We start from the raw sequence: 17,649 nt of genomic DNA, 5'->3' as shown, positions 1-17,649 counted from the left end.
CCATGTACGCGACATTCAAGGATCACCTGCAGGCGGAGCTCGCCGGAATCGAGGAGGCGGGCCTCACCAAGCGCGAACGCGGCATCCGCGGCCCGCAGAAGGCACGGATCGTCACCGGCGATGCCGAGGTTCTCAACTTCTGCGCCAACAACTATCTCGGTCTGGCCGATGACGAGCGCATCCTCGACGCCGCGAAGGGCGCTCTCGACGAGTGGGGATACGGCCTCGCCAGCGTGCGCTTCATCTGCGGCACGCAGGAGCAGCACCTCGAGCTCGAGCGGCGCCTCGCGGCCTTCCTCGGCACCGATGACGCCATCCTGTACTCCTCGTGCTTCGACGCGAACGGCGGGGTCTTCGAGACGCTGTTCTCCGCGGAGGACGCGATCATCTCGGACGAGCTGAACCATGCATCGATCATCGACGGCATCAGGCTGTCGAAGGCCCGCCGCCTTCGCTACCGCAACCGCGACATGGCCGATCTCGAGGAGCAGCTGAAAGCGGCGGCGGATGCCCGCTTCCGTGTCGTCGTCACCGACGGCGTCTTCTCGATGGACGGCTACATCGCGCCGCTGGAGGACATCTGCGACCTCGCCGAGCGCTACGACGCGCTCGTGTTCGTCGACGACTCGCACGCGGTCGGCTTCGTCGGCGAGAACGGACGCGGCACACCAGAGCTGTGCGGGGTCTCGGACCGGGTCGACATCTACACCGGCACGTTCGGGAAGGCCCTCGGCGGGGCATCCGGCGGCTACGTCGCCGCGCACAGCGACATCGTCGCGCTGCTTCGCCAGCGCTCGCGTCCGTACCTGTTCTCGAACACGCTCGCCCCGTCGATCGTCGCCGGTACCCTCACGGCGCTCGATCTCGTCGAGGGCTCGGCTGACCTGCGTGCACGACTGACCGCGAACTCCGAGCTGTTCCGCCGGCGGATGAGCGAGGAGGGCTTCGACCTGCTCCCCGGCGAGCATCCGATCGTTCCCGTCATGTTCGGCGACGCTGCGCTCACCGCCCGCATCGCCGACGAGATGCAGCGTCAGGGCGTGTACGTGACGGCGTTCAGCTTCCCTGTCGTGCCCCGAGACAAGGCACGCATCCGGGTGCAGCTCTCCGCGGCGCACACGGCCGAGCAGGTCGAACGCTGCGTTGCCGCGTTCGTCGCCGCGCGAGACACGGTGAGCTGAACCGCCTCGCTCCCGGTGGGCGGATTGCAAAGAATCCATTGCAAAGAAAAGCTTGCAAAGAAATGTTTGCAAGTGTAGCTTTGCATGTATGACGAACAACGAGCAGGTGCGCACCCTCGATGCCAGTGCGCTGAAGGCGCTCGCGCACCCGCTGCGGGTACGGATCTATGATCTGCTGAGCGAACGAGGGCCGCAGACGGCCAGCAGTCTCGCCGCGCTGATCGGCGAGACCTCCGGGGCGACCAGCTACCACCTGCGCGCGCTGGCCGCGCATGATCTGATCCGCGAGGTGCCCGACCGGGGCACCGCGCGCGAGCGGTGGTGGGAGCGGCCCAAGGGCCGGATCAACATGCCGGGTCCTGCCGAGTCGATGTCGCCGTCGAACCGCGCCGCTGCGCAGATCGTGACAACCGAGTTCCTGCGGCTGCGCCACGAGACGCTCATGGACTACATCAATCGTCCCGCATCCGAGCAGCCCGAGGGGTGGAAGGATGCCGGTCTCATCATGACGACGATGCTCGACCTCACACCCGAGCAGATGGACGCGCTCAAACAGGAGCTCACCGCGGTCGTCGACGCCGCGGTCGAGCGCTACCGGGGGCAGGAATCACTGCCCGGAACCCGCCGCGTATCCCTGCGCGCCGAGATCTTCGACCTTCCGGTTGGCACGACCCGCCGAACGATGAACGAGGAGTGATCATGACCACCGCAACGCTTCACCTCGCCTCGCCCACGCCGTTCGAACGCCTCCTGCAGCAGCTCGCCGACGCACTCGCCGCGCACGTCGTACGCCGGATCGCGGCCCGCACAGAGCGACGCGAACTCGGTCTCGAGCTGCTGCGTCAGCAGCAGACGCGGCGCCACGACCCGCACGAGGTCGACCACCTCCTGGCGATCGTGGGGCTCACCGGGCGCTGACGCGAACCGCACATGCCGAGGCCCTCGGACCGCAGAGCTGCTGCGGTCCGAGGGCCTCGGTGCACATCGGAGGAGTTCAGTCCTCGAACGGGCGGGCGATGACCTCGCCTGTCGCGGTCTCGACGACCTCCCACCCGGCGTCGAGCTCGGCGATCGCCCGTCCCTCCAGCCACGTGAGCGTCCAATGCCCCGTCAGGCCCTGGGCCTCGACCTCGGAGATGGCGGGGAGCAGGGTCGCTGGAACCGACGACGGCGGCTGCGCGCCGGCCCGCCACCTCGTGCCCAGCTGCATGATCAGGCCTCCACCGGTGCGAGCTCGATCGCAGTGACTGCGAGTTCATCGGCCTCGGCGAAATGCAGCTCGGCGATGCGACCCACCGCCCGCAGGTCATCGGCCGCGGCGCGAAGCGCGTCGACCTTGGCCGCCGGTGCTGCGATCGTGGCGGTGGCCACCGGAGTCTTCTGCGACGCCTTCGCCTCGGTCTTCGCCCTGCGGATGCCGATCAGAGCCTCACTGGCGGCGGCGAGCACGGCGGGGTCGCCCTCGACGCCGAGCGGTGCGGGCCACGCGGCGGTGTGGATCGAGCCCTCCTCGAACCACGACCACGCCTCCTCGGTCGCGAACGACACGATTGGGGCGAGCAGACGCAGCAGCGTCGACAGCGCCAGGCGCAGCGCGAGGGCTGCCGAGGCCTGCCCGACGTCGGTCTGGTCGTACGCGCGCTCCTTCACCAGCTCGAGATAGTCGTCGCAGAAGGTCCAGAAGAACGCCTCGGTGACCTCCAGCGCCTTCGCCTGGTCGTAGTTCTCGTACGCCTTCGTCGCCTCGCGCACGACCTGGTCGAGCGCGGTGAGCATCGACGCGTCGAGCGCGTGCGTCACCTGCGCACCCTCGGGCACGGGGAACGACAGCACGAACTTCGCCGCGTTGAGGATCTTGATCGCCAGTCGGCGACCGATCTTCACCTGGGTGGGGTTCTGCGGGTCGAACGCCGCATCCATGCCGAGTCGGCTCGAGGCCGACCAGTAGCGCACCGCGTCGGAGCCGTGCGTGGAGAGGATGTCGGCGGGGGTGACCACGTTGCCCTTCGACTTCGACATCTTCTTGCGGTCGGGGTCGACGATGAATCCGGAGATCGCGGCGTTGCGCCACGGTGAGCGCTGGTCCTCGAGCGTCGAGCGCAGCATCGTCGAGAACAGCCACGTGCGGATGATGTCCTGGCCCTGCGGGCGCAGGTCGAACGGAGCGACCGTGTTCCACAGCTCCTCGTCGCGCTGCCAGCCGCCGGCGAGCTGAGGGGTGAGGGACGAGGTCGCCCAGGTGTCGAAGATGTCCTGCTCGGCATCGAATCCGCCGGGCACGCCGCGCTGGTCCTCGGCGTAGCCCTCGGGCACATCGGTGGTCGGGTCGATGGGCAGGCTGTCGAGCGGTGGGGTCAGCACGCGGTCGTAGTCGCGCTCGCCGTTCTCGTCGAGCGCGTACCAGACGGGGATGGGCACGCCGAAGAAGCGCTGGCGCGAGATGAGCCAGTCTCCCGTGAGCCCGCCGACCCAGTTCTCGTAGCGCACCCTCATGAAGTCGGGGTGCCAGCTCATTTCGCGGCCGTTCTCGAGCAGCTGCTCGCGCAGCTGCGGGTCGCGGGCGCCGTTGCGGATGTACCACTGGCGCGTCGAGACGATCTCGAGAGGGCGGTCGCCCTTCTCGAAGAACTTCACGGCGTGGTTGAACGGCTTGCCGACCTCGAGCAGGTCGCCAGAGGCCTGCAGCTGCTCGACGATGCTCTTGCGTGCGCTGAAGACCGTCTTGCCGGCGAGCTCGGCGTACGCGGCCAAACCGGTCTCAGAGGTGATCGCCTCTGGAGCCTCGGCCAGCACGCGGCCGTCCTTGCCGAGGATCGTGCGGTTCGGCAGATCGAGCTCGCGCCACCAGATGATGTCGGTGACGTCGCCGAAGGTGCAGATCATCGCGATGCCGGAGCCCTTGTCCGGCTGGGCGAGGTGGTGCGCGAGCACGGGCACCTCGACGTCGAACACCGGGGTGCGCACGGTCTTGCCGAAGTAGGGCTGGTAGCGCTCGTCGTCCGGGTGGGCCACGAGGGCGACGCATGCGGGGAGCAGCTCCGGGCGGGTCGTCTCGATGTGGATGTCGCCCGAGCCGTCGGTCTTGTGGAAGGCGACGCGGTGGTATGCGGCCTGCTGGTCGCGGTCCTCGAGCTCCGCCTGTGCGATGGCCGAGCGGAAGTCGATGTCCCACAGCGTCGGGGCGAGCGACTGGTAGGCCTCGCCGCGCTCAAGTCCGCGCAGGAACGCGAGCTGGCTCTGCCTGATCGTGTCGTCGGAGATGGTGCGGTAGGTCTGGGTCCAGTCGACGCTCAGGCCGAGCTGGCGGAACAGCGCCTCGAACTGCTTCTCGTCCTCGACGGTCAGCCTCTCGCACAGCTCGATGAAGTTGCGGCGGCTGATCGGCAGCTGATCGGCCGCACGGGACGACTTGTTGTCGCCGCCCTCGAAAGGAGGGGTGAAGTCGGGGTCGTAGGGAAGTGAGGGGTCGCAGCGAACGCCGTAGTAGTTCTGCACCCGTCGCTCGGTGGGAAGTCCGTTGTCATCCCAGCCCATCGGGTAGAACACGTTGCGCCCGCGCATGCGCTCGAAGCGCGCCTTGATGTCGGTGTGCGTGTACGAGAACACGTGGCCGATGTGCAGACTGCCGGACGCGGTGGGCGGGGGAGTGTCGATCGAGTAGACGCCGTCACGACCGGATGCCACTGCGCGGGCGCGGTCGAAGAGGAAGGTGCCCTGTTCGGACCACCGCTCACCCCACTTCGTCTCGAGGCCTTCGAGTGCGGGCTTGTCAGGGATGCTGGACATGGAGGTCTCCTCGAGCGATGTGTGCGGCACTGTGTGAGCGTGCCTGAGTGTGGGTTGTCCGGCGAGTCTACCGCTCGTCCGAGTGCGACTCGTTGATCGACCGAGTGCAACAATCGCGGATAGGATGGGGTGTTCCCCTTCCTGCACTCATCGAGGTTCCGAATGCCTTCCTTCTCCGCGCGTCGACTGCTGCCCCTGGCCGCGCTGACAACCGCATCCGCTCTTCTGCTCAGCGCCTGCGCAGCACCCGCCGACGAAAGCGCCGGCGGTGAGGGCGACTCCGAGCTCGTCTGGGCGATCGAGGGCGCCAACCTCTCTGCGGGTCACATGGACCCGCAGACGAGCCAGCTCGATGTGTCGGGCATGGTTCAGCGCCAGGTGCTCGATTCGCTCGTCTTCCAGGAGGAGGACGGCTCGTTCTCACCGTGGCTCGCCGAGAGCTGGACGGTCTCGGAGGACGGGAGGACGTACACGTTCGAGCTGCGCGACGACGTGACCTTCTCGGACGGCACGGCGTTCGACGCGGCGGCCGTGAAGGCGAACTTCGACCGCATCGCCGACCCGGCGACCGAGTCGGCGCAGGCTGCGAGCATGCTCGGCGGTGAGCTGTACGCGGGCACCGAAGTCGTCGGCGAGCACACGGTGGCGGTGAGCTTCACCCAGCCGTACGCACCCTTCCTGCAGGCTGCCAGCACCGCCCAGCTGGGCTTCTGGTCGCCGAAGGTGCTCGAGACCTCGGCCGACCAGCTCGCCGCGGGCGGTCCCGACGTCACGGTCGGCACCGGTCCGTTCGTGCTCAGCGAGTACACCGCGGATCAGGAGATCGTCTACACCCGCAACGACGACTACGCGTGGGGACCGGACGGAGCCGAGGCGCCGAAGATCAAGACGCTGCGAGTGGAGCTGCTGCCCGAGGCATCCGTCCGCGCCGGCGTGCTCTCGTCGGGCGAGGCCGATGTCGCCACGCAGCTGCCGCCGAATTCCGTCGCCGATCTCGGCGACGGAATCACAGTGACGGCCAGGGAGTACCCGGGTCTGCCGTACTCGCTGTTCCTCAACGAGAAGCACGGCGTCTTCGCCGATCAGAAGGTGCGACAGGCGTTCTCGCTCGCGATCGACATCGACGCCGCCGTCGAGGAGATCTTCTTCGGCGAGTTCCCGCGGGCATGGAGCATCCTCGGCCCGACGACGCCCGGCTACGACGAATCGCTCGAGGGCAGCTGGCCGTTCGACGCCGACAAGGCGAACGCCCTGCTCGACGAGGCGGGCTGGACGGAGCGCGATGAAGACGGCATCCGGATGAAGGACGGCGAGCGCCTCTCGGCGCGCTGGATCGCATGGACCCCGATCTCCGACGACCGCACCGCTCTCGGCAACGCCGTGCAGTCCGACCTCAAGGACGTCGGCTTCGAGATCGTGCGCGAGAAGCTCGAGCCCGCGGCGTACAACGAGCAGTACGGCCCGAAGACCTACGACATCACCGACTGGGACTTCTCGGGCGTCGACGCCGACCTGCTTCGCAGCCACCTCGGCACCGACGGGTTCCAGAACGCCTCGCAGGTGAGCGACCCTGCGGTCGACGAGCTGCTCGAGCAGGGGCTCTCGAGCGCAGACACGGCGGAGCGCGCGAAGATCTACACGCAGCTTCAGCAGTGGAACGCCCAGCACGTCGCGATCGTGCCGCTGTACGTCTCCTCGCTGATCACGGCGTCTGCCGACGGCGTCGACGGACTCGAGTACGACCTGTACGGCCGCCCGCTGTTCTACGACGCGAGCGTCAGCCGCTGACGTGCGGCGCGCCCTGATCCGGACTGCGGGGATCGCCGCGTCTGCCGTCCTCGTGCTCTGGGGCGCGGCCACCCTGGCCTTCCTCGCGTTCCGGATCATCCCCGGCGACGCCGTCTCGGTCATGCTCGGACCCCAGGCCAAGGTGAGTGAGGCGGTCAAGGATGCGCTCCGCGCGGAGCTGGGGCTCGACCGGCCGCCGCTCGAGCAGTACCTCGGCTACGTCGGGGGGCTGCTGCGCGGTGACCTCGGCACGTCGTACCAGCTCCGGATGCCCGTGAGCGAGGTCATCGCGCGACAGCTGGGCCCGACGCTGCAGCTGACCGCGCTCGCGATGCTTCTCGCCGTGATCATCGCATTCGCCGTCGCGCTCCTCGCCCGGCGCGGCGCGGCCAGGACAGCCGTCTCGGCGGTGGAGCTGATCGTGCTGTCCTCTCCGGTGTTCTGGATCGGGATCCTGCTGCTCGCGGTCTTCGCCTTCGGGCTCGGCTGGTTCCCTGTAGCCGGCACTCGCAGCCCTGCGACGGTGGTGCTGCCTGCCGTCACGCTCGCCCTGCCCGTGGCCGCGCTGATCGGCCAGGTGCTGCGCGACGGCATGGACGACGCGGAGCGCCAGCCGTTCGCCGAGACGGTGCGCTCGCGTGGTGGCGGGCCCGCGCGCATGGTGCTGCGTCACTCGCTGCGGCACGGCGCGGCCGGCGCCCTCACCATGACCGCATATCTGATCGGCTCGCTGCTCGGCGGCGCCGTTCTCGTCGAGACCGTGTTCGCCCGGCCTGGCCTCGGCAGGGCGACGCTGACGGCGATCGTCGACCGCGACCTGCCCGTCGTGGCCGGGGTGATCATGCTGAGCGCGGCGGTCTTCGTCGTGGTCAACGTCGTCGTCGAGCTGCTGCATCCCGTCATCGATCCGCGGCTGCGAGCGCGAGCCGCCGCCTTCGAGGCCCCGGCGATCGAGGAGCGGCGATGATCGCGCGGCGGATCGGACTCGGTCTCGCTGTCGCCTTCCTCGCTGTCGTCGCGCTCGCCGCGGTCTTCCCGGAGCTCCTGGCGACGCATGATCCGCTGCGCACCGACGTGCGCGCCGCTCTCGAGCAGCCCGGTGCCGCTCACCTGTTCGGCACCGACCAGTCCGGCCGCGATGTCTTCTCGCGGGTCGTGCACGGTGCCGGTCGGTCTGTGGGCATCGGGCTGCTCGCAACTGCCCTGGCGCTGGCGGTCGGGCTCTCCCTCGGATCGCTGTCGGGTGTCGCACCCCGGGCGGTGGATGCCGTCGCGATGCGCGTCACCGACGTCCTGCTCGCATTCCCCGAGTTCCTCATCGCCCTCATCGTCGTGGCGGTGCTCGGCCCGGGTGACGTGAACGTCGCGGTCGCGGTGACGATCGCGGCGGTGCCGGTGTACATCCGCCTCGCCCGCACGCGGACCCGCACGCTGCGACTCGCCGAGCACGTCGAGGCGGCGCGCATCATCGGTGTCGGACCGGTTCGCACTTTCAGTCGTCACGTGCTGCCGGGGGTGCTCGGGTCGCTGAGCGTGCTCGCCACGATCGGAATCGGATCCAGCATCCTCGCCGCCGCCGGTCTCAGTTTCCTCGGTCTCGGCCCGTCGGAGCCCGCACCGGAGTGGGGTCTGATGCTGTCGGGCGGGCGCAACGTGCTCGGTCGCGCGTGGTGGATTTCGGTGTTCCCCGGCCTCGCCATCACGCTGACCGTGATCAGCGCGACCGTGATCGGCCGTGCTCTGCGCGCCCGATCCGAGGGGAGGCGCGCATGAACGCCGTGTTCGCGCGTGGACTGCGCATCGAGATCGACGGACGAGCGGTCGTCGACGGGGTCGACATCGACGTCGCCCCCGGGGAGTGCGTCGCGATCGTCGGAGAGTCAGGCGCCGGCAAGTCCCTCACCGCCCGTGCGCTGCTCGGCATGCTGCCCGACGGCGCCCGCATGTCGGCGGACGAGCTGCGGATCGACGGCGTCGATGCCGTCGTGCTGGGCGAATCCGGCTGGCGCTCCCTTCGCGGCGCGCGGGTCGCACTGGTCTCGCAGGATGCCCTCGCCGCTCTCGATCCGCTGCGCCGGGTCGGGCGCGAGGTCGCCGAGCCCATGGAGATCCATGGGCTGCATCGCCGAGACCGGGATGAGCAGGTCGTGCGGCTGCTGGCATCCGTCGCGCTGCCCGAGCCGGAGCGGCGGGCGCGCAGCCACCCGCATGAGCTGTCCGGCGGCATGCGGCAGCGTGCTCTGATCGCCTCGGCCCTGGCCGCCGATCCTGGGGTGCTCGTCGCCGACGAGGCGACGACGGCGCTGGATTCGACGGTGCAGGCCCGCATCCTCGCCCTGCTGCGCTCGATCGTCGACGAGGGGCGCGCTGTGCTGTTCATCAGCCACGACTTCGCCGCTGTTCGCAGGGTCGCAGACCGGGTGCTGGTGATGCGCGAGGGGCGGATCATCGAGCAGGGCCCGGTCGCCGAGATCATGACGTCGCCGCGAGAGGCATACACGCGCGCGCTCATCGACGCGAGTGCTCCGCGGCCCCGCATCCCTGACCGGGAGGCCGGCGGGGTGCTGCTGCGCGCGGGCGACGTGTCGAAGCGGTTCCAGCGCCCCGCCGTCGTCGGGGCGTCGTTCACGCTCGGTGCCGGCCGCACGCTCGGCATCGTCGGAGAATCGGGCTCGGGGAAGACGACCCTTGCGCGGATGCTGACCGGCGTCGAGCGGCCCGACGGCGGTGAGCTGCGGTGGCTCGCGCCACAGCGGGTTCAGCTCGTGCACCAGAACCCGCTCGGCGCCTTCGACCCGCGCTGGACGATCAGCCGGTCGATCGCAGAGGCGCTGCAGGCGGCGGGCGTGGCGCGGCGCGATCGCCCGGCGGAGGTGGCCGCGCTGCTCGCCGAGGTGGGGCTCGGCGAGAGTCTCGGCGCCCGGCGCCCGCGCGAGCTGTCGGGCGGGCAGCGTCAGCGTGCGGCGATCGCGAGGGCGCTCGCCGCCGACCCGCAGGTCCTCGTACTCGACGAGCCGGTCTCGGCACTGGACCCGACCGTGCAGGCTCGCGTGCTCGATCTGCTCGTGCGCCTGCAGGCCGAGCGGCATCTGACGATGGTGCTCGTCTCGCACGATCTCGCTGTGGTCGCCGCGATGTGCGACGACGTGCTGGTGATGCGCGACGGCGAGATCGTCGAGCAGGGTCGCGTGGCCGACGTGTTCGCCGATCCCACGCATCCGTTCACCAGGGAACTCCTCGCAGCGGCACTCTGAATCCGCTAGGTTGCTAGCATGCAATCAGATGAGCCGAAGGCGCAGTTCAACGTGTACCTGCCGCAGGACCTCGTGCGCGCCGTGAAGCACAGAGCGATCGATGAGGGATCCAGCTTGTCCGCACTGGTCGAGCGCGCGATGCGCCGCTATCTCGAGGAGGTCGCGTCGTGATCGCCGCCGTCCAGCAGATCGTGTTCACTCATCAGCCGCAGCGGTGGCACGCGCTCGCCGCAGCCCTCGGCCTGCAGGCTCCGTACCCTCCGTCGCCCGAATGGGGCGAGTTCCACGGCGACGGCGTGCTCGCTGTGCACCACGCGGCCGCGGAGCACCCCGCCGGATCCGTCGAGCTGAACCTGCTGGTGGACGATCTCGACGAGGCCGCGCGCTCGCTCGCCGGCTTCGACATCACCCGAGGCGAGATGGACGGAGTGGGGGAGATGCTCGCCGTCAGGGCGTCATCCGGGCTCGAGGTCAGGATCTTCCGCGGTGCACCCGAGGCGGTGAACGGCGGCCTCGCCGTCCAGCCGATCTGGTTCCAGGACGACGTGGCCGAGGCCCGCGCCATCCTCGAGGCTCTCGGGCTGCAGGCATCCATCGTCTCCGACGGCGGGGGATGGGTCGAGATGCGTGCCGCAGGCGGCGGATGCGTCGGCGTGCACGCTGCGGCGACGCGCTCCGAGGGCGAGGGGCAGGGGTTCGGGCTGTCGTTCGAGGCCCGGGGCGATCTCGACGGGCTGGCAGCGCGGCTCGAGGACGCCGGGTTCGAGGCATCCGTGATCGACGAGTCCTACGGGCGCACCATCCGGATCGCGGACCCGGATGTCTGGATCAACGGTGCGCAGGATGACCTGTACGGCTACCACCGCGAGGACTGACCACCCGGGCAGGGACCGCGCGCGCGTCGCGCGGACGAATCGGCCCGACACGTCCGCGGCACGCGCAGGGGCTGCACCTGGCGAGATGACCCGCGCCGGCCGGCGCACAGGTGCGAGAGGCTTGGATCAGCGCGTAGAATGGCTGCACAAGCTGTGATCCGGCCATCACCGGGGAGCTCTCGGAAGAACGCGTCGCAGACTCGGAACGAGCAGGCGAGGCAAGTAGAACCGAGCGGGGCAGGCCCGTCATCGCCGCAGTGAGAGCGGCTTCGCGAGAAGCACGCAGGGTGGTACCGCGGTCCGTGGAAGCACGGGTCGTCCCTGCAGCAGCATCCGCCCACGACCACTGCGAGAGACGATGACCTATCCTCAGCCATTCCGGTTCCTGAGCGGCGGCGAAGCCGACAGTCGAAGGATCGGCGCAGCCGCCGACGTCACCCCGAGCCCGAGCTTCCCCGACATCGAGCGCGAGGTGCTCGACTTCTGGAAGGCGGACGACACCTTCCGGGCCTCGATCTCACAGCGAGACGGCGCCGACGAGTGGGTCTTCTACGACGGTCCGCCCTTCGCCAATGGTCTGCCGCACTACGGTCACCTGCTGACCGGGTACGCGAAGGACGTCTTCCCGCGCTTCCAGACCATGCTCGGGAAGAAGGTCGACCGCGTGTTCGGGTGGGACACGCACGGCCTGCCGGCCGAGCTCGAGGCGATGAAGCAGCTCGGCATCACCGAGAAGAGCGAGATCGAGCAGATGGGCATCGACGTCTTCAACGCGAAGGCCCGCGACTCGGTGCTCACCTACACCCGGGAATGGCAGGACTACGTCACCCGGCAGGCCCGCTGGGTCGACTTCGAGCGCGGCTACAAGACGCTCGACCTCGGATACATGGAGAGCGTGCTGTGGGCGTTCAAGACCCTCTACGACAAGGGGCTCGCCTACGAGGGCTATCGCGTGCTGCCATACTGCTGGCGCGATGAGACCCCGCTGTCTGCGCATGAGCTGCGGATGGACGACGACGTCTACAAGGACCGCCAGGACCCGTCGGTCACCGTCACCTTCCCGCTCGTGGGCGCCAAGGCCGAGACTCTCGGCCTGACCGCGGTGCGGGCCCTGGCCTGGACGACCACGCCGTGGACGCTTCCCACCAACCTCGCCCTCGTCGTCGGTCCCGAGATCGAGTACGTCGTGCTGCCCGGCGGTCCGAACGGCGCTGCCGACATCGTGCCGGGCGATGACCCGGCCGAGAGCGACGCGCACCGCTACCTGCTCGCACGCGAACTGGTCGGCGGGTATGCCAAGGACCTCGGCTACGAGAGCGCTGACGACGCGCTCGCCGCGGTGCAGCAGACCGTTCTCGGCAGGGAACTGCAGGACGTCGCGTACGACCGTCTCTTCGACTACTACGCGGATGCCGAGACCTGGGGCACCGAGAACGCCTGGCGCATCCTCGTCGACGACTACGTCACCACCACGGACGGCACCGGCATCGTGCACCAGGCCCCGGCCTACGGTGAAGACGACCAGCGCGTCACGAACGCCGCCGGAATCCCGACGATCATCTCGCTCGACGACGGCGGACGCTTCCTCTCGTCGGTCACCGATGTCGCCGGCGAGCTGTGGATGGACGCGAACACGCCGCTCATCCGACTGCTGCGCGCTGCAGGCCGGATGCTGCGCGAGCAGAGCTACGTGCACTCCTACCCGCACTGCTGGCGCTGCCGGAACCCCCTGATCTACAAGGCCGTGTCGAGCTGGTTCATCCGCGTCACCGACATCAAGGACGACCTGCTGGCGAACAACGAGCAGATCACCTGGGTGCCCGAGAACGTCAAGCACGGGCAGTTCGGCAAGTGGCTCGAGGGCGCGCGCGACTGGTCGATCAGTCGCAACCGGTACTGGGGCTCGCCCATCCCGGTGTGGAAGAGCGACGACCCGGAGTACCCGCGCGTCGACGCGTACGGCTCGCTCGAGGAGCTGGAGCGCGACTTCGGCACGCTGCCGCGCAACCCCGATGGCGAGGTGGACCTGCATCGCCCCTACATCGACGACCTCACGCGCCCCAACCCCGACGACCCGACCGGCAAGAGCACGATGCGCCGCATCGAGGACGTCTTCGACGTGTGGTTCGACTCGGGCTCGATGCCGTACGCGCAGGTGCACTACCCGTTCGAGAACCAGGAGTGGTTCGACTCCCACTCGCCGGCCGACTTCATCGTCGAGTACATCGGGCAGACGCGTGGCTGGTTCTACGTGATGCACGTGCTCTCGACAGCGCTGTTCAACCGTCCGGCGTTCACCGGCGTGAGCTGCCACGGCATCGTGCTCGGCAGCGACGGATACAAGATGTCGAAGTCGCTGCGCAACTATCCCGACGTCAGCGAGGTGCTCGATCGTGACGGGTCCGACGCCATGCGCTGGTTCCTCATGTCGAGCTCGGTGCTGCGCGGCGGCAACCTCGCCGTCACCGAGGAGGGCATCCGCGCCGGCGTGCGGGAGTTCATCCTGCCGCTGTGGAACTCGTGGTACTTCTTCGCGACCTATGCCAACGCCGCGACCGAGGGCGGCTACCAGGCATCGTGGCGCACCGACTCGACAGACGTGCTCGACCGGTACATCCTCGCCCGTCTCGGCGACCTCGTCCGAGAGGTGCGCGCCGACCTCGAGGGGCTCGACTCGACCACGGCATCCGCGCGGCTGCGCGATTTCGCCGAGGTGCTGACGAACTGGTACATCCGCCGCTCCCGCGACCGCTTCTGGGAGGGCTCCTCGACCGAGGCGTTCGACACGCTCTACACCGTGCTCGAGACGCTCACGCGCGTGGCAGCCCCGCTGGTGCCGCTGATCAGCGAGCGGGTCTGGCAGGGACTGACCGGCGGGCGCAGCGTGCACCTGACCGACTGGCCCGACGCCGACGCGTTCCCCGCGGCCGAGGACGTGCGGGACGCGATGGACGCTGTGCGCGATCTCTCCAGCGTGGGCAACGCTCTGCGCAAGAAGGAGAAGCTGCGCGTGCGGCTCCCGCTCGCCCGCCTCACCGTCGTGTCGCCCCTGGCCGGCGATCTGGCGCAGTTCGAAGGCATCCTCCGCGAGGAGCTGAACGTCAAGTCCGTCGAGCTCGTTCAGCTCGGCGAGACCACCGCCGTCGACTACGGCATCAGCCACAGGCTGAGCGTCAACGCCCGCGCAGCGGGCCCGCGCCTCGGCAAGGAGGTGCAGAAGGTCATCCGCGCGGCCAAGGAGGGCTTCTGGACCGAGGAGAACGGCGTGGTGACGGCCGACGGGATCATCCTCGAGCCGCACGAGTACGACCTCGTGCTCGAGACCTCGGGCCGCCCCGAGGGCGAGGCTCTTGCGCTCGTCCCCGTCGGCGGCTTCCTGCTGCTCGACACCGCCACCACTCCCGAGCTCGAGGCCGAGGGCCTGGCGCGCGACGTCATCCGCGCCGTGCAGGACACCCGCAAGAAGGCCGATTTCGACGTCAGCGACCGCATCCGTCTCGCGCTGCGCTTCGACGACGCGGAGGACGCGGAAGCAGTCGCGGCGGCGTTCGAGGTGGCCGACGTCGCCGGTGAGACTCTCGCTCTCGAGCACCAGCTGCTGCGTGCGGGCGAGGATCTCGCCGAGAACGAGTTCAGCGCTGTCATCGCCAAGGGCACCTACGCCAACCGCGGCGACTTCACGGTCGCCGTGAGCCGGATCGGAGGGCGCAATGAGTGACGTCCAGCGTGCCGATGTCGTCTACGAGAAGCTGCTCGAGCGGGCGGGTGAGCGGTGGGTGCAGCCGCGCAAGGAGCGGGTCGCCCGCATCCTGACGCTGCTCGACGACCCCCAGGGCACCTACCGCGTCGTGCACATCACCGGCACGAACGGCAAGACCTCGACAGCACGGATGATCGAGAGCCTGCTGCGCTCGCACGGCCTGCGCACCGGCCTTTTCACCAGTCCGCACCTCAAGCGCTTCACCGAGCGGATCATGATCGACGGCGAGCCGATCGCCGACGGCGCGATCGCCGACGCGTGGGACGAGATCGAGCCGTTCGTCGGCATCGTCGACGCAGAACTCGATGCGGCGGGCGACGCCCCGCTCACCTTCTTCGAGCTGCTCACCGTGCTCGCCTTCGTCGCCGCGTCGGACGCCCCCGTCGACGTGCTCGTGCTCGAGGTCGGCATGGGCGGGTCGTGGGACTCGACCAACACGGCGGACGGTGATGTGGCGGTGTTCGCTCCGATCGACATGGATCACGCCGACCGGCTCGGTGACACCATCGAGGCGATCGCCGAGGTCAAGGCGGGCATCATCAAGGACGGCGCCGCCGTCGTCTCGGCCGAGCAGAAGCCCGAGGTCGCCGCGGTGCTGAGCCGGGTCGCGGGCGAGAAGCACGCGACGATCGCCTTCGAGGGCCAGGACTTCGGTCTCAGCGCGCAGAAGCTCGCGGTCGGCGGCCAGCTGATCAGCATCCGCGGACTCGCAGGCGAGTACGTCGACGAGTACCTGCCCCTGTACGGCGCGCACCAGGGACACAACGCCGCCCTCGCCGTGGCTGCCGTCGAGTCGCTGATCGGCGGCGCGTCACAGCGCATCGTCGGCGACATCCTGGCCGACGGCCTTCAGAACGCCACGTCACCCGGTCGGCTGCAGCTGGTCGGCATCGCCCCGACCGTCGTGGTGGATGCCGCGCACAACCCGCACGGGGCCGCAGCCCTTGCGCGTTCGCTGGACGACAGCTTCGACTTCGACGAGTGGGGTCTCGTGCTCGGCGTCTTCGCCGACAAGGACACGGCGGGCATCGTCGACGAGCTGCTCCCGCAGGTGACGGAGGTGTTCGCGACGGCTCCCGACTCCGATCGCGCCGCGGACGCGGACGCCATCGCCGATCTCGTTGAAGAGCGGGGGCGCCGCGCGAGCGTTCATCCCACCCTGGCTGACGCCGTCGACGCCGCACGCGAGTGGGCGGCGTCAGGCGAACGTCGCGCCGTCGTGATCGCGGGTTCCATCGTGCTCGCGGGGGAGGCCCTGCTGCTCTCCGAGGAGGAGGACTGGAAGTCGGGGTGGCGTGCATGAGCGCTCGCGCCGCGCGACCCGCTCGCGCTCCGCGCACCCTCGTTCAGAAGCTCGGCTCGATCGTGCTCGGATTCGAGGCGATCGGGGCGCTGCTCGCCGGGCTCGTGATCTACGGTCTCGACGCTCTGCCCACCGGCATCCCCTCGTGGTGGGGCATCGTCGCCGGCGTGGTGGTCGCCATCGCCCTGATCGGCGTGGCGGGCTCGATCGCGAAGCCTTGGGCGATACCCGCCGGCTGGGTGCTGCAGGGCGTGATCGCGCTCGGCGGCCTGCTGGTGCCCGCGATCCTCTTCGTGGTGCTGATTTTCGGCGGCATGTGGGCGTATGCGACGATCGGTGGGGCCCGAATCGACCGACAGCGGCCGGCGGGCCCGCCGGCAGAACCTCACACAGAGAGCGAATGACATGGCCACTGAAGAAACCCTCGTCCTCGTCAAGCCCGACGGCGTCGCCCGCGGCCTGACCGGCAGCATCCTCGCCCGCATCGAGGCGAAGGGCTACGCGCTCGTCGACCTGCGCCTCGTCGAGCCCGATCGCGACCGGCTCGCCGCGCACTACGCAGAGCACGAGGGCAAGCCGTTCTACGAGCCGCTCCTCGAGTTCATGATGTCGGGCCCGTCGGTGGCGATCCGCCTTGCGGGCAACCGCGTCATCGAAGGGTTCCGCTCGCTCGCCGGCACCACCGACCCCACGACCGCCGCCCCCGGCACCATCCGCGGCGACTTCGGTCGCGACTGGGGCCTCAAGGTGCAGCAGAACCTCGTGCACGGCTCGGACAGCCCCGAGTCGGCTGCGCGTGAGCTGGGGATCTGGTTCGACTGAACGCTGACCGCAGACGAGAAGAGGGACGCCCGATCGGGCGTCCCTCTTCTCGTCTGGATCAGAAGACCATGTCGATGACCTCGCCGAGCAGGTCGAGCCCGGCGAGCTGCGCCATCGCGATGATCACCGCATAGGCGAGGATCGAGGCGAGCGGCACCCACGCCATGAGGCGGCCCGCGCGCTCTCGAGCCGAGGTCGAGCGGCTGAGCGTTCCGTTTCGGACGAGGTGCAGCGTGGTCGCGAAGAACGTGGGGATCGTGACGGCCCATGTCGCCATGCACCACGGGCACAGGGTGTGCAGGCTGTAGATGCTCTGTCCGATCAGCCAGCACACGAAGATGAAGGCGCCGAGCACTCCGACGCCGAACAGACCCCAGAACCACCGCGGGAAGCGGATGCCGGCCAGCACGGCCACGCCCATCACCAGCACGGCCATCCAGCAGGTCACGCCGATGAGCGGATTGGGGAAGCCGAAGACCTCGCCCTGCCACGACGAGAGGTTCTTGTCGCACTGCAGCATGACGCTCACGTAGCAGCTCGTGGTCTCGCCGGGGTTCTCGAGGACGTAGAACTTCTCCATCGTGAGCTGGAACGCCGCCCACCAGCCGACGATCGCGGCGAAGACGAGCCAGATTCCGTACCCGATATGGCGGGAGCGCTGCGTGGTCATGGCGCGATTATCCCAGCGGTGTCTATGCGGCTCGGGTGAATCACGGCACGCGCGTCGCAGTCGGTTCGGTCCTCGGCGTCCGGTAGTGCGATAATGGCTGAAGATGACGTCGCGTTCACCCGCGATCGAATCGACAAGACTTCGGGGTCATGTGCCCCAGGAGGTCGCGCCGCAGAGCCGACCACCAGCCGATCGAGTTCGCGGCCGCTG

Annotated in this window: 16 protein-coding genes; 13 read left to right on the top strand and 3 right to left on the bottom strand. The window is 69.1% G+C overall.

The genetic code is table 11. The features are described from left to right. The first annotated feature begins 2 nt into the window (after positions 1-2). The 3 genes from kbl to FVO59_RS15400 all read left to right on the top strand — a co-directional run bounded on the left by kbl (position 3) and on the right by FVO59_RS15400 (position 2,099). Positions 3-1,181 (top strand): glycine C-acetyltransferase, encoded by a 1,179-nt coding sequence (gene kbl, locus FVO59_RS15410; RefSeq protein ID WP_182253414.1) that lies wholly within the window; start codon positions 3-5, stop codon positions 1,179-1,181. Positions 1,182-1,269: 88 nt separating this feature from the next. Next, a complete protein-coding gene (locus FVO59_RS15405; protein WP_182253413.1) occupies positions 1,270-1,878 on the top strand; it encodes an ArsR/SmtB family transcription factor in 609 nt (202 codons plus the stop codon). A 2-nt stretch (positions 1,879-1,880) separates the two neighbouring features. Beyond that, complete coding sequence (locus tag FVO59_RS15400; protein WP_182253412.1) at positions 1,881-2,099, top strand: hypothetical protein; 219 nt, start codon at positions 1,881-1,883, stop codon at positions 2,097-2,099. A 76-nt stretch (positions 2,100-2,175) separates the two neighbouring features. Here FVO59_RS15400 and FVO59_RS15395 read toward each other — a convergent pair whose 3' ends face one another. Beyond that, positions 2,176-2,391 carry a hypothetical protein gene (locus FVO59_RS15395; protein ID WP_182253411.1) on the bottom strand — a complete coding sequence of 72 codons (216 nt, stop codon included), beginning with the start codon at positions 2,389-2,391 and terminating at the stop codon, positions 2,176-2,178. A 2-nt stretch (positions 2,392-2,393) separates the two neighbouring features. After that, on the bottom strand, positions 2,394-4,967 hold the full coding sequence (gene valS, locus FVO59_RS15390; protein WP_182253410.1) for a valine--tRNA ligase: 2,574 nt from the start codon (positions 4,965-4,967) through the stop codon (positions 2,394-2,396). Between the two features lie 162 nt (positions 4,968-5,129). On the opposite strand from valS, the gene FVO59_RS15385 reads away from it, so the two are divergent. The 10 genes from FVO59_RS15385 to ndk all read left to right on the top strand — a co-directional run bounded on the left by FVO59_RS15385 (position 5,130) and on the right by ndk (position 16,769). Next, entirely contained in the window at positions 5,130-6,755 is a 1,626-nt protein-coding gene (locus FVO59_RS15385; protein WP_182253409.1) for an ABC transporter substrate-binding protein, read from the top strand. A gap of 1 nt (position 6,756) precedes the next feature. Beyond that, a complete protein-coding gene (locus tag FVO59_RS15380) occupies positions 6,757-7,722 on the top strand; it encodes an ABC transporter permease (protein WP_182253408.1) in 966 nt (321 codons plus the stop codon). Then, positions 7,719-8,528, top strand: coding sequence for an ABC transporter permease (locus FVO59_RS15375; RefSeq protein WP_182253407.1), 810 nt, complete (start codon positions 7,719-7,721; stop codon positions 8,526-8,528). The genes FVO59_RS15380 and FVO59_RS15375 overlap by 4 nt, the downstream gene beginning before the upstream one ends. Next, the gene (locus FVO59_RS15370; RefSeq protein WP_182253406.1) at positions 8,525-10,009 is read left to right on the top strand and encodes an ATP-binding cassette domain-containing protein; all 1,485 of its coding nucleotides are present in this window, start codon (positions 8,525-8,527) and stop codon (positions 10,007-10,009) included. The genes FVO59_RS15375 and FVO59_RS15370 overlap by 4 nt, the downstream gene beginning before the upstream one ends. 18 nt (positions 10,010-10,027) lie before the next feature. Then, positions 10,028-10,180, top strand: a complete 153-nt coding sequence (locus FVO59_RS15365; protein WP_182253405.1) for a ribbon-helix-helix domain-containing protein — start codon at positions 10,028-10,030, stop codon at positions 10,178-10,180. Further along, on the top strand, positions 10,177-10,884 hold the full coding sequence (locus FVO59_RS15360; protein ID WP_182253404.1) for a VOC family protein: 708 nt from the start codon (positions 10,177-10,179) through the stop codon (positions 10,882-10,884). The genes FVO59_RS15365 and FVO59_RS15360 overlap by 4 nt, the downstream gene beginning before the upstream one ends. A gap of 358 nt (positions 10,885-11,242) precedes the next feature. Then, positions 11,243-14,602: an isoleucine--tRNA ligase gene (ileS, locus tag FVO59_RS15355; RefSeq protein ID WP_182253403.1), complete on the top strand. Its 3,360-nt coding sequence runs from the start codon at positions 11,243-11,245 to the stop codon at positions 14,600-14,602. Next, on the top strand, positions 14,595-15,947 hold the full coding sequence (locus tag FVO59_RS15350) for a bifunctional folylpolyglutamate synthase/dihydrofolate synthase (RefSeq protein ID WP_182253402.1): 1,353 nt from the start codon (positions 14,595-14,597) through the stop codon (positions 15,945-15,947). Before ileS ends, FVO59_RS15350 begins: the two co-directional genes overlap by 8 nt. Then, positions 15,944-16,351: a DUF4233 domain-containing protein gene (locus FVO59_RS15345; RefSeq protein WP_259363297.1), complete on the top strand. Its 408-nt coding sequence runs from the start codon at positions 15,944-15,946 to the stop codon at positions 16,349-16,351. Before FVO59_RS15350 ends, FVO59_RS15345 begins: the two co-directional genes overlap by 4 nt. 1 nt (position 16,352) lies before the next feature. Beyond that, positions 16,353-16,769, top strand: coding sequence for a nucleoside-diphosphate kinase (gene ndk, locus FVO59_RS15340; RefSeq protein WP_071643142.1), 417 nt, complete (start codon positions 16,353-16,355; stop codon positions 16,767-16,769). 58 nt (positions 16,770-16,827) lie between these two features. Here the strand turns inward: ndk and FVO59_RS15335 are convergent, their stop codons facing one another. Further along, complete coding sequence (locus FVO59_RS15335) at positions 16,828-17,439, bottom strand: vitamin K epoxide reductase family protein (protein ID WP_182253400.1); 612 nt, start codon at positions 17,437-17,439, stop codon at positions 16,828-16,830. Positions 17,440-17,649 lie beyond the last annotated feature (210 nt).

Origin of the sequence: Microbacterium esteraromaticum (assembly GCF_014084045.1) — a bacterium.
Taxonomy (GTDB): Bacteria; Actinomycetota; Actinomycetes; order Actinomycetales; family Microbacteriaceae; genus Microbacterium; species Microbacterium esteraromaticum_D.
The sequence above is the reverse complement of the archived record's forward strand: the minus strand, read 5'-3'. Positions and strand labels throughout refer to the sequence as shown.

What these genes read in the sequence shown, in the direction of transcription:
- FVO59_RS15385 (WP_182253409.1), top strand. Translation starts at nt 5,130, where the DNA reads ATGCCTTCCTTCTCCGCGCGTCGACTGCTGCCCCTGGCCGCGCTGACA.
- FVO59_RS15370 (WP_182253406.1), top strand. Translation starts at nt 8,525, where the DNA reads ATGAACGCCGTGTTCGCGCGTGGACTGCGCATCGAGATCGACGGACGA.
- FVO59_RS15405 (WP_182253413.1), top strand. Translation starts at nt 1,270, where the DNA reads ATGACGAACAACGAGCAGGTGCGCACCCTCGATGCCAGTGCGCTGAAG.
- ndk (WP_071643142.1), top strand. Translation starts at nt 16,353, where the DNA reads ATGGCCACTGAAGAAACCCTCGTCCTCGTCAAGCCCGACGGCGTCGCC.
- FVO59_RS15350 (WP_182253402.1), top strand. Translation starts at nt 14,595, where the DNA reads ATGAGTGACGTCCAGCGTGCCGATGTCGTCTACGAGAAGCTGCTCGAG.
- FVO59_RS15395 (WP_182253411.1), bottom strand. Translation starts at nt 2,391, where the DNA reads ATGCAGCTGGGCACGAGGTGGCGGGCCGGCGCGCAGCCGCCGTCGTCG.
- FVO59_RS15345 (WP_259363297.1), top strand. Translation starts at nt 15,944, where the DNA reads ATGAGCGCTCGCGCCGCGCGACCCGCTCGCGCTCCGCGCACCCTCGTT.
- kbl (WP_182253414.1), top strand. Translation starts at nt 3, where the DNA reads ATGTACGCGACATTCAAGGATCACCTGCAGGCGGAGCTCGCCGGAATC.
- FVO59_RS15400 (WP_182253412.1), top strand. Translation starts at nt 1,881, where the DNA reads ATGACCACCGCAACGCTTCACCTCGCCTCGCCCACGCCGTTCGAACGC.
- FVO59_RS15375 (WP_182253407.1), top strand. Translation starts at nt 7,719, where the DNA reads ATGATCGCGCGGCGGATCGGACTCGGTCTCGCTGTCGCCTTCCTCGCT.
- ileS (WP_182253403.1), top strand. Translation starts at nt 11,243, where the DNA reads ATGACCTATCCTCAGCCATTCCGGTTCCTGAGCGGCGGCGAAGCCGAC.
- FVO59_RS15335 (WP_182253400.1), bottom strand. Translation starts at nt 17,439, where the DNA reads ATGACCACGCAGCGCTCCCGCCATATCGGGTACGGAATCTGGCTCGTC.
- FVO59_RS15365 (WP_182253405.1), top strand. Translation starts at nt 10,028, where the DNA reads ATGCAATCAGATGAGCCGAAGGCGCAGTTCAACGTGTACCTGCCGCAG.
- valS (WP_182253410.1), bottom strand. Translation starts at nt 4,967, where the DNA reads ATGTCCAGCATCCCTGACAAGCCCGCACTCGAAGGCCTCGAGACGAAG.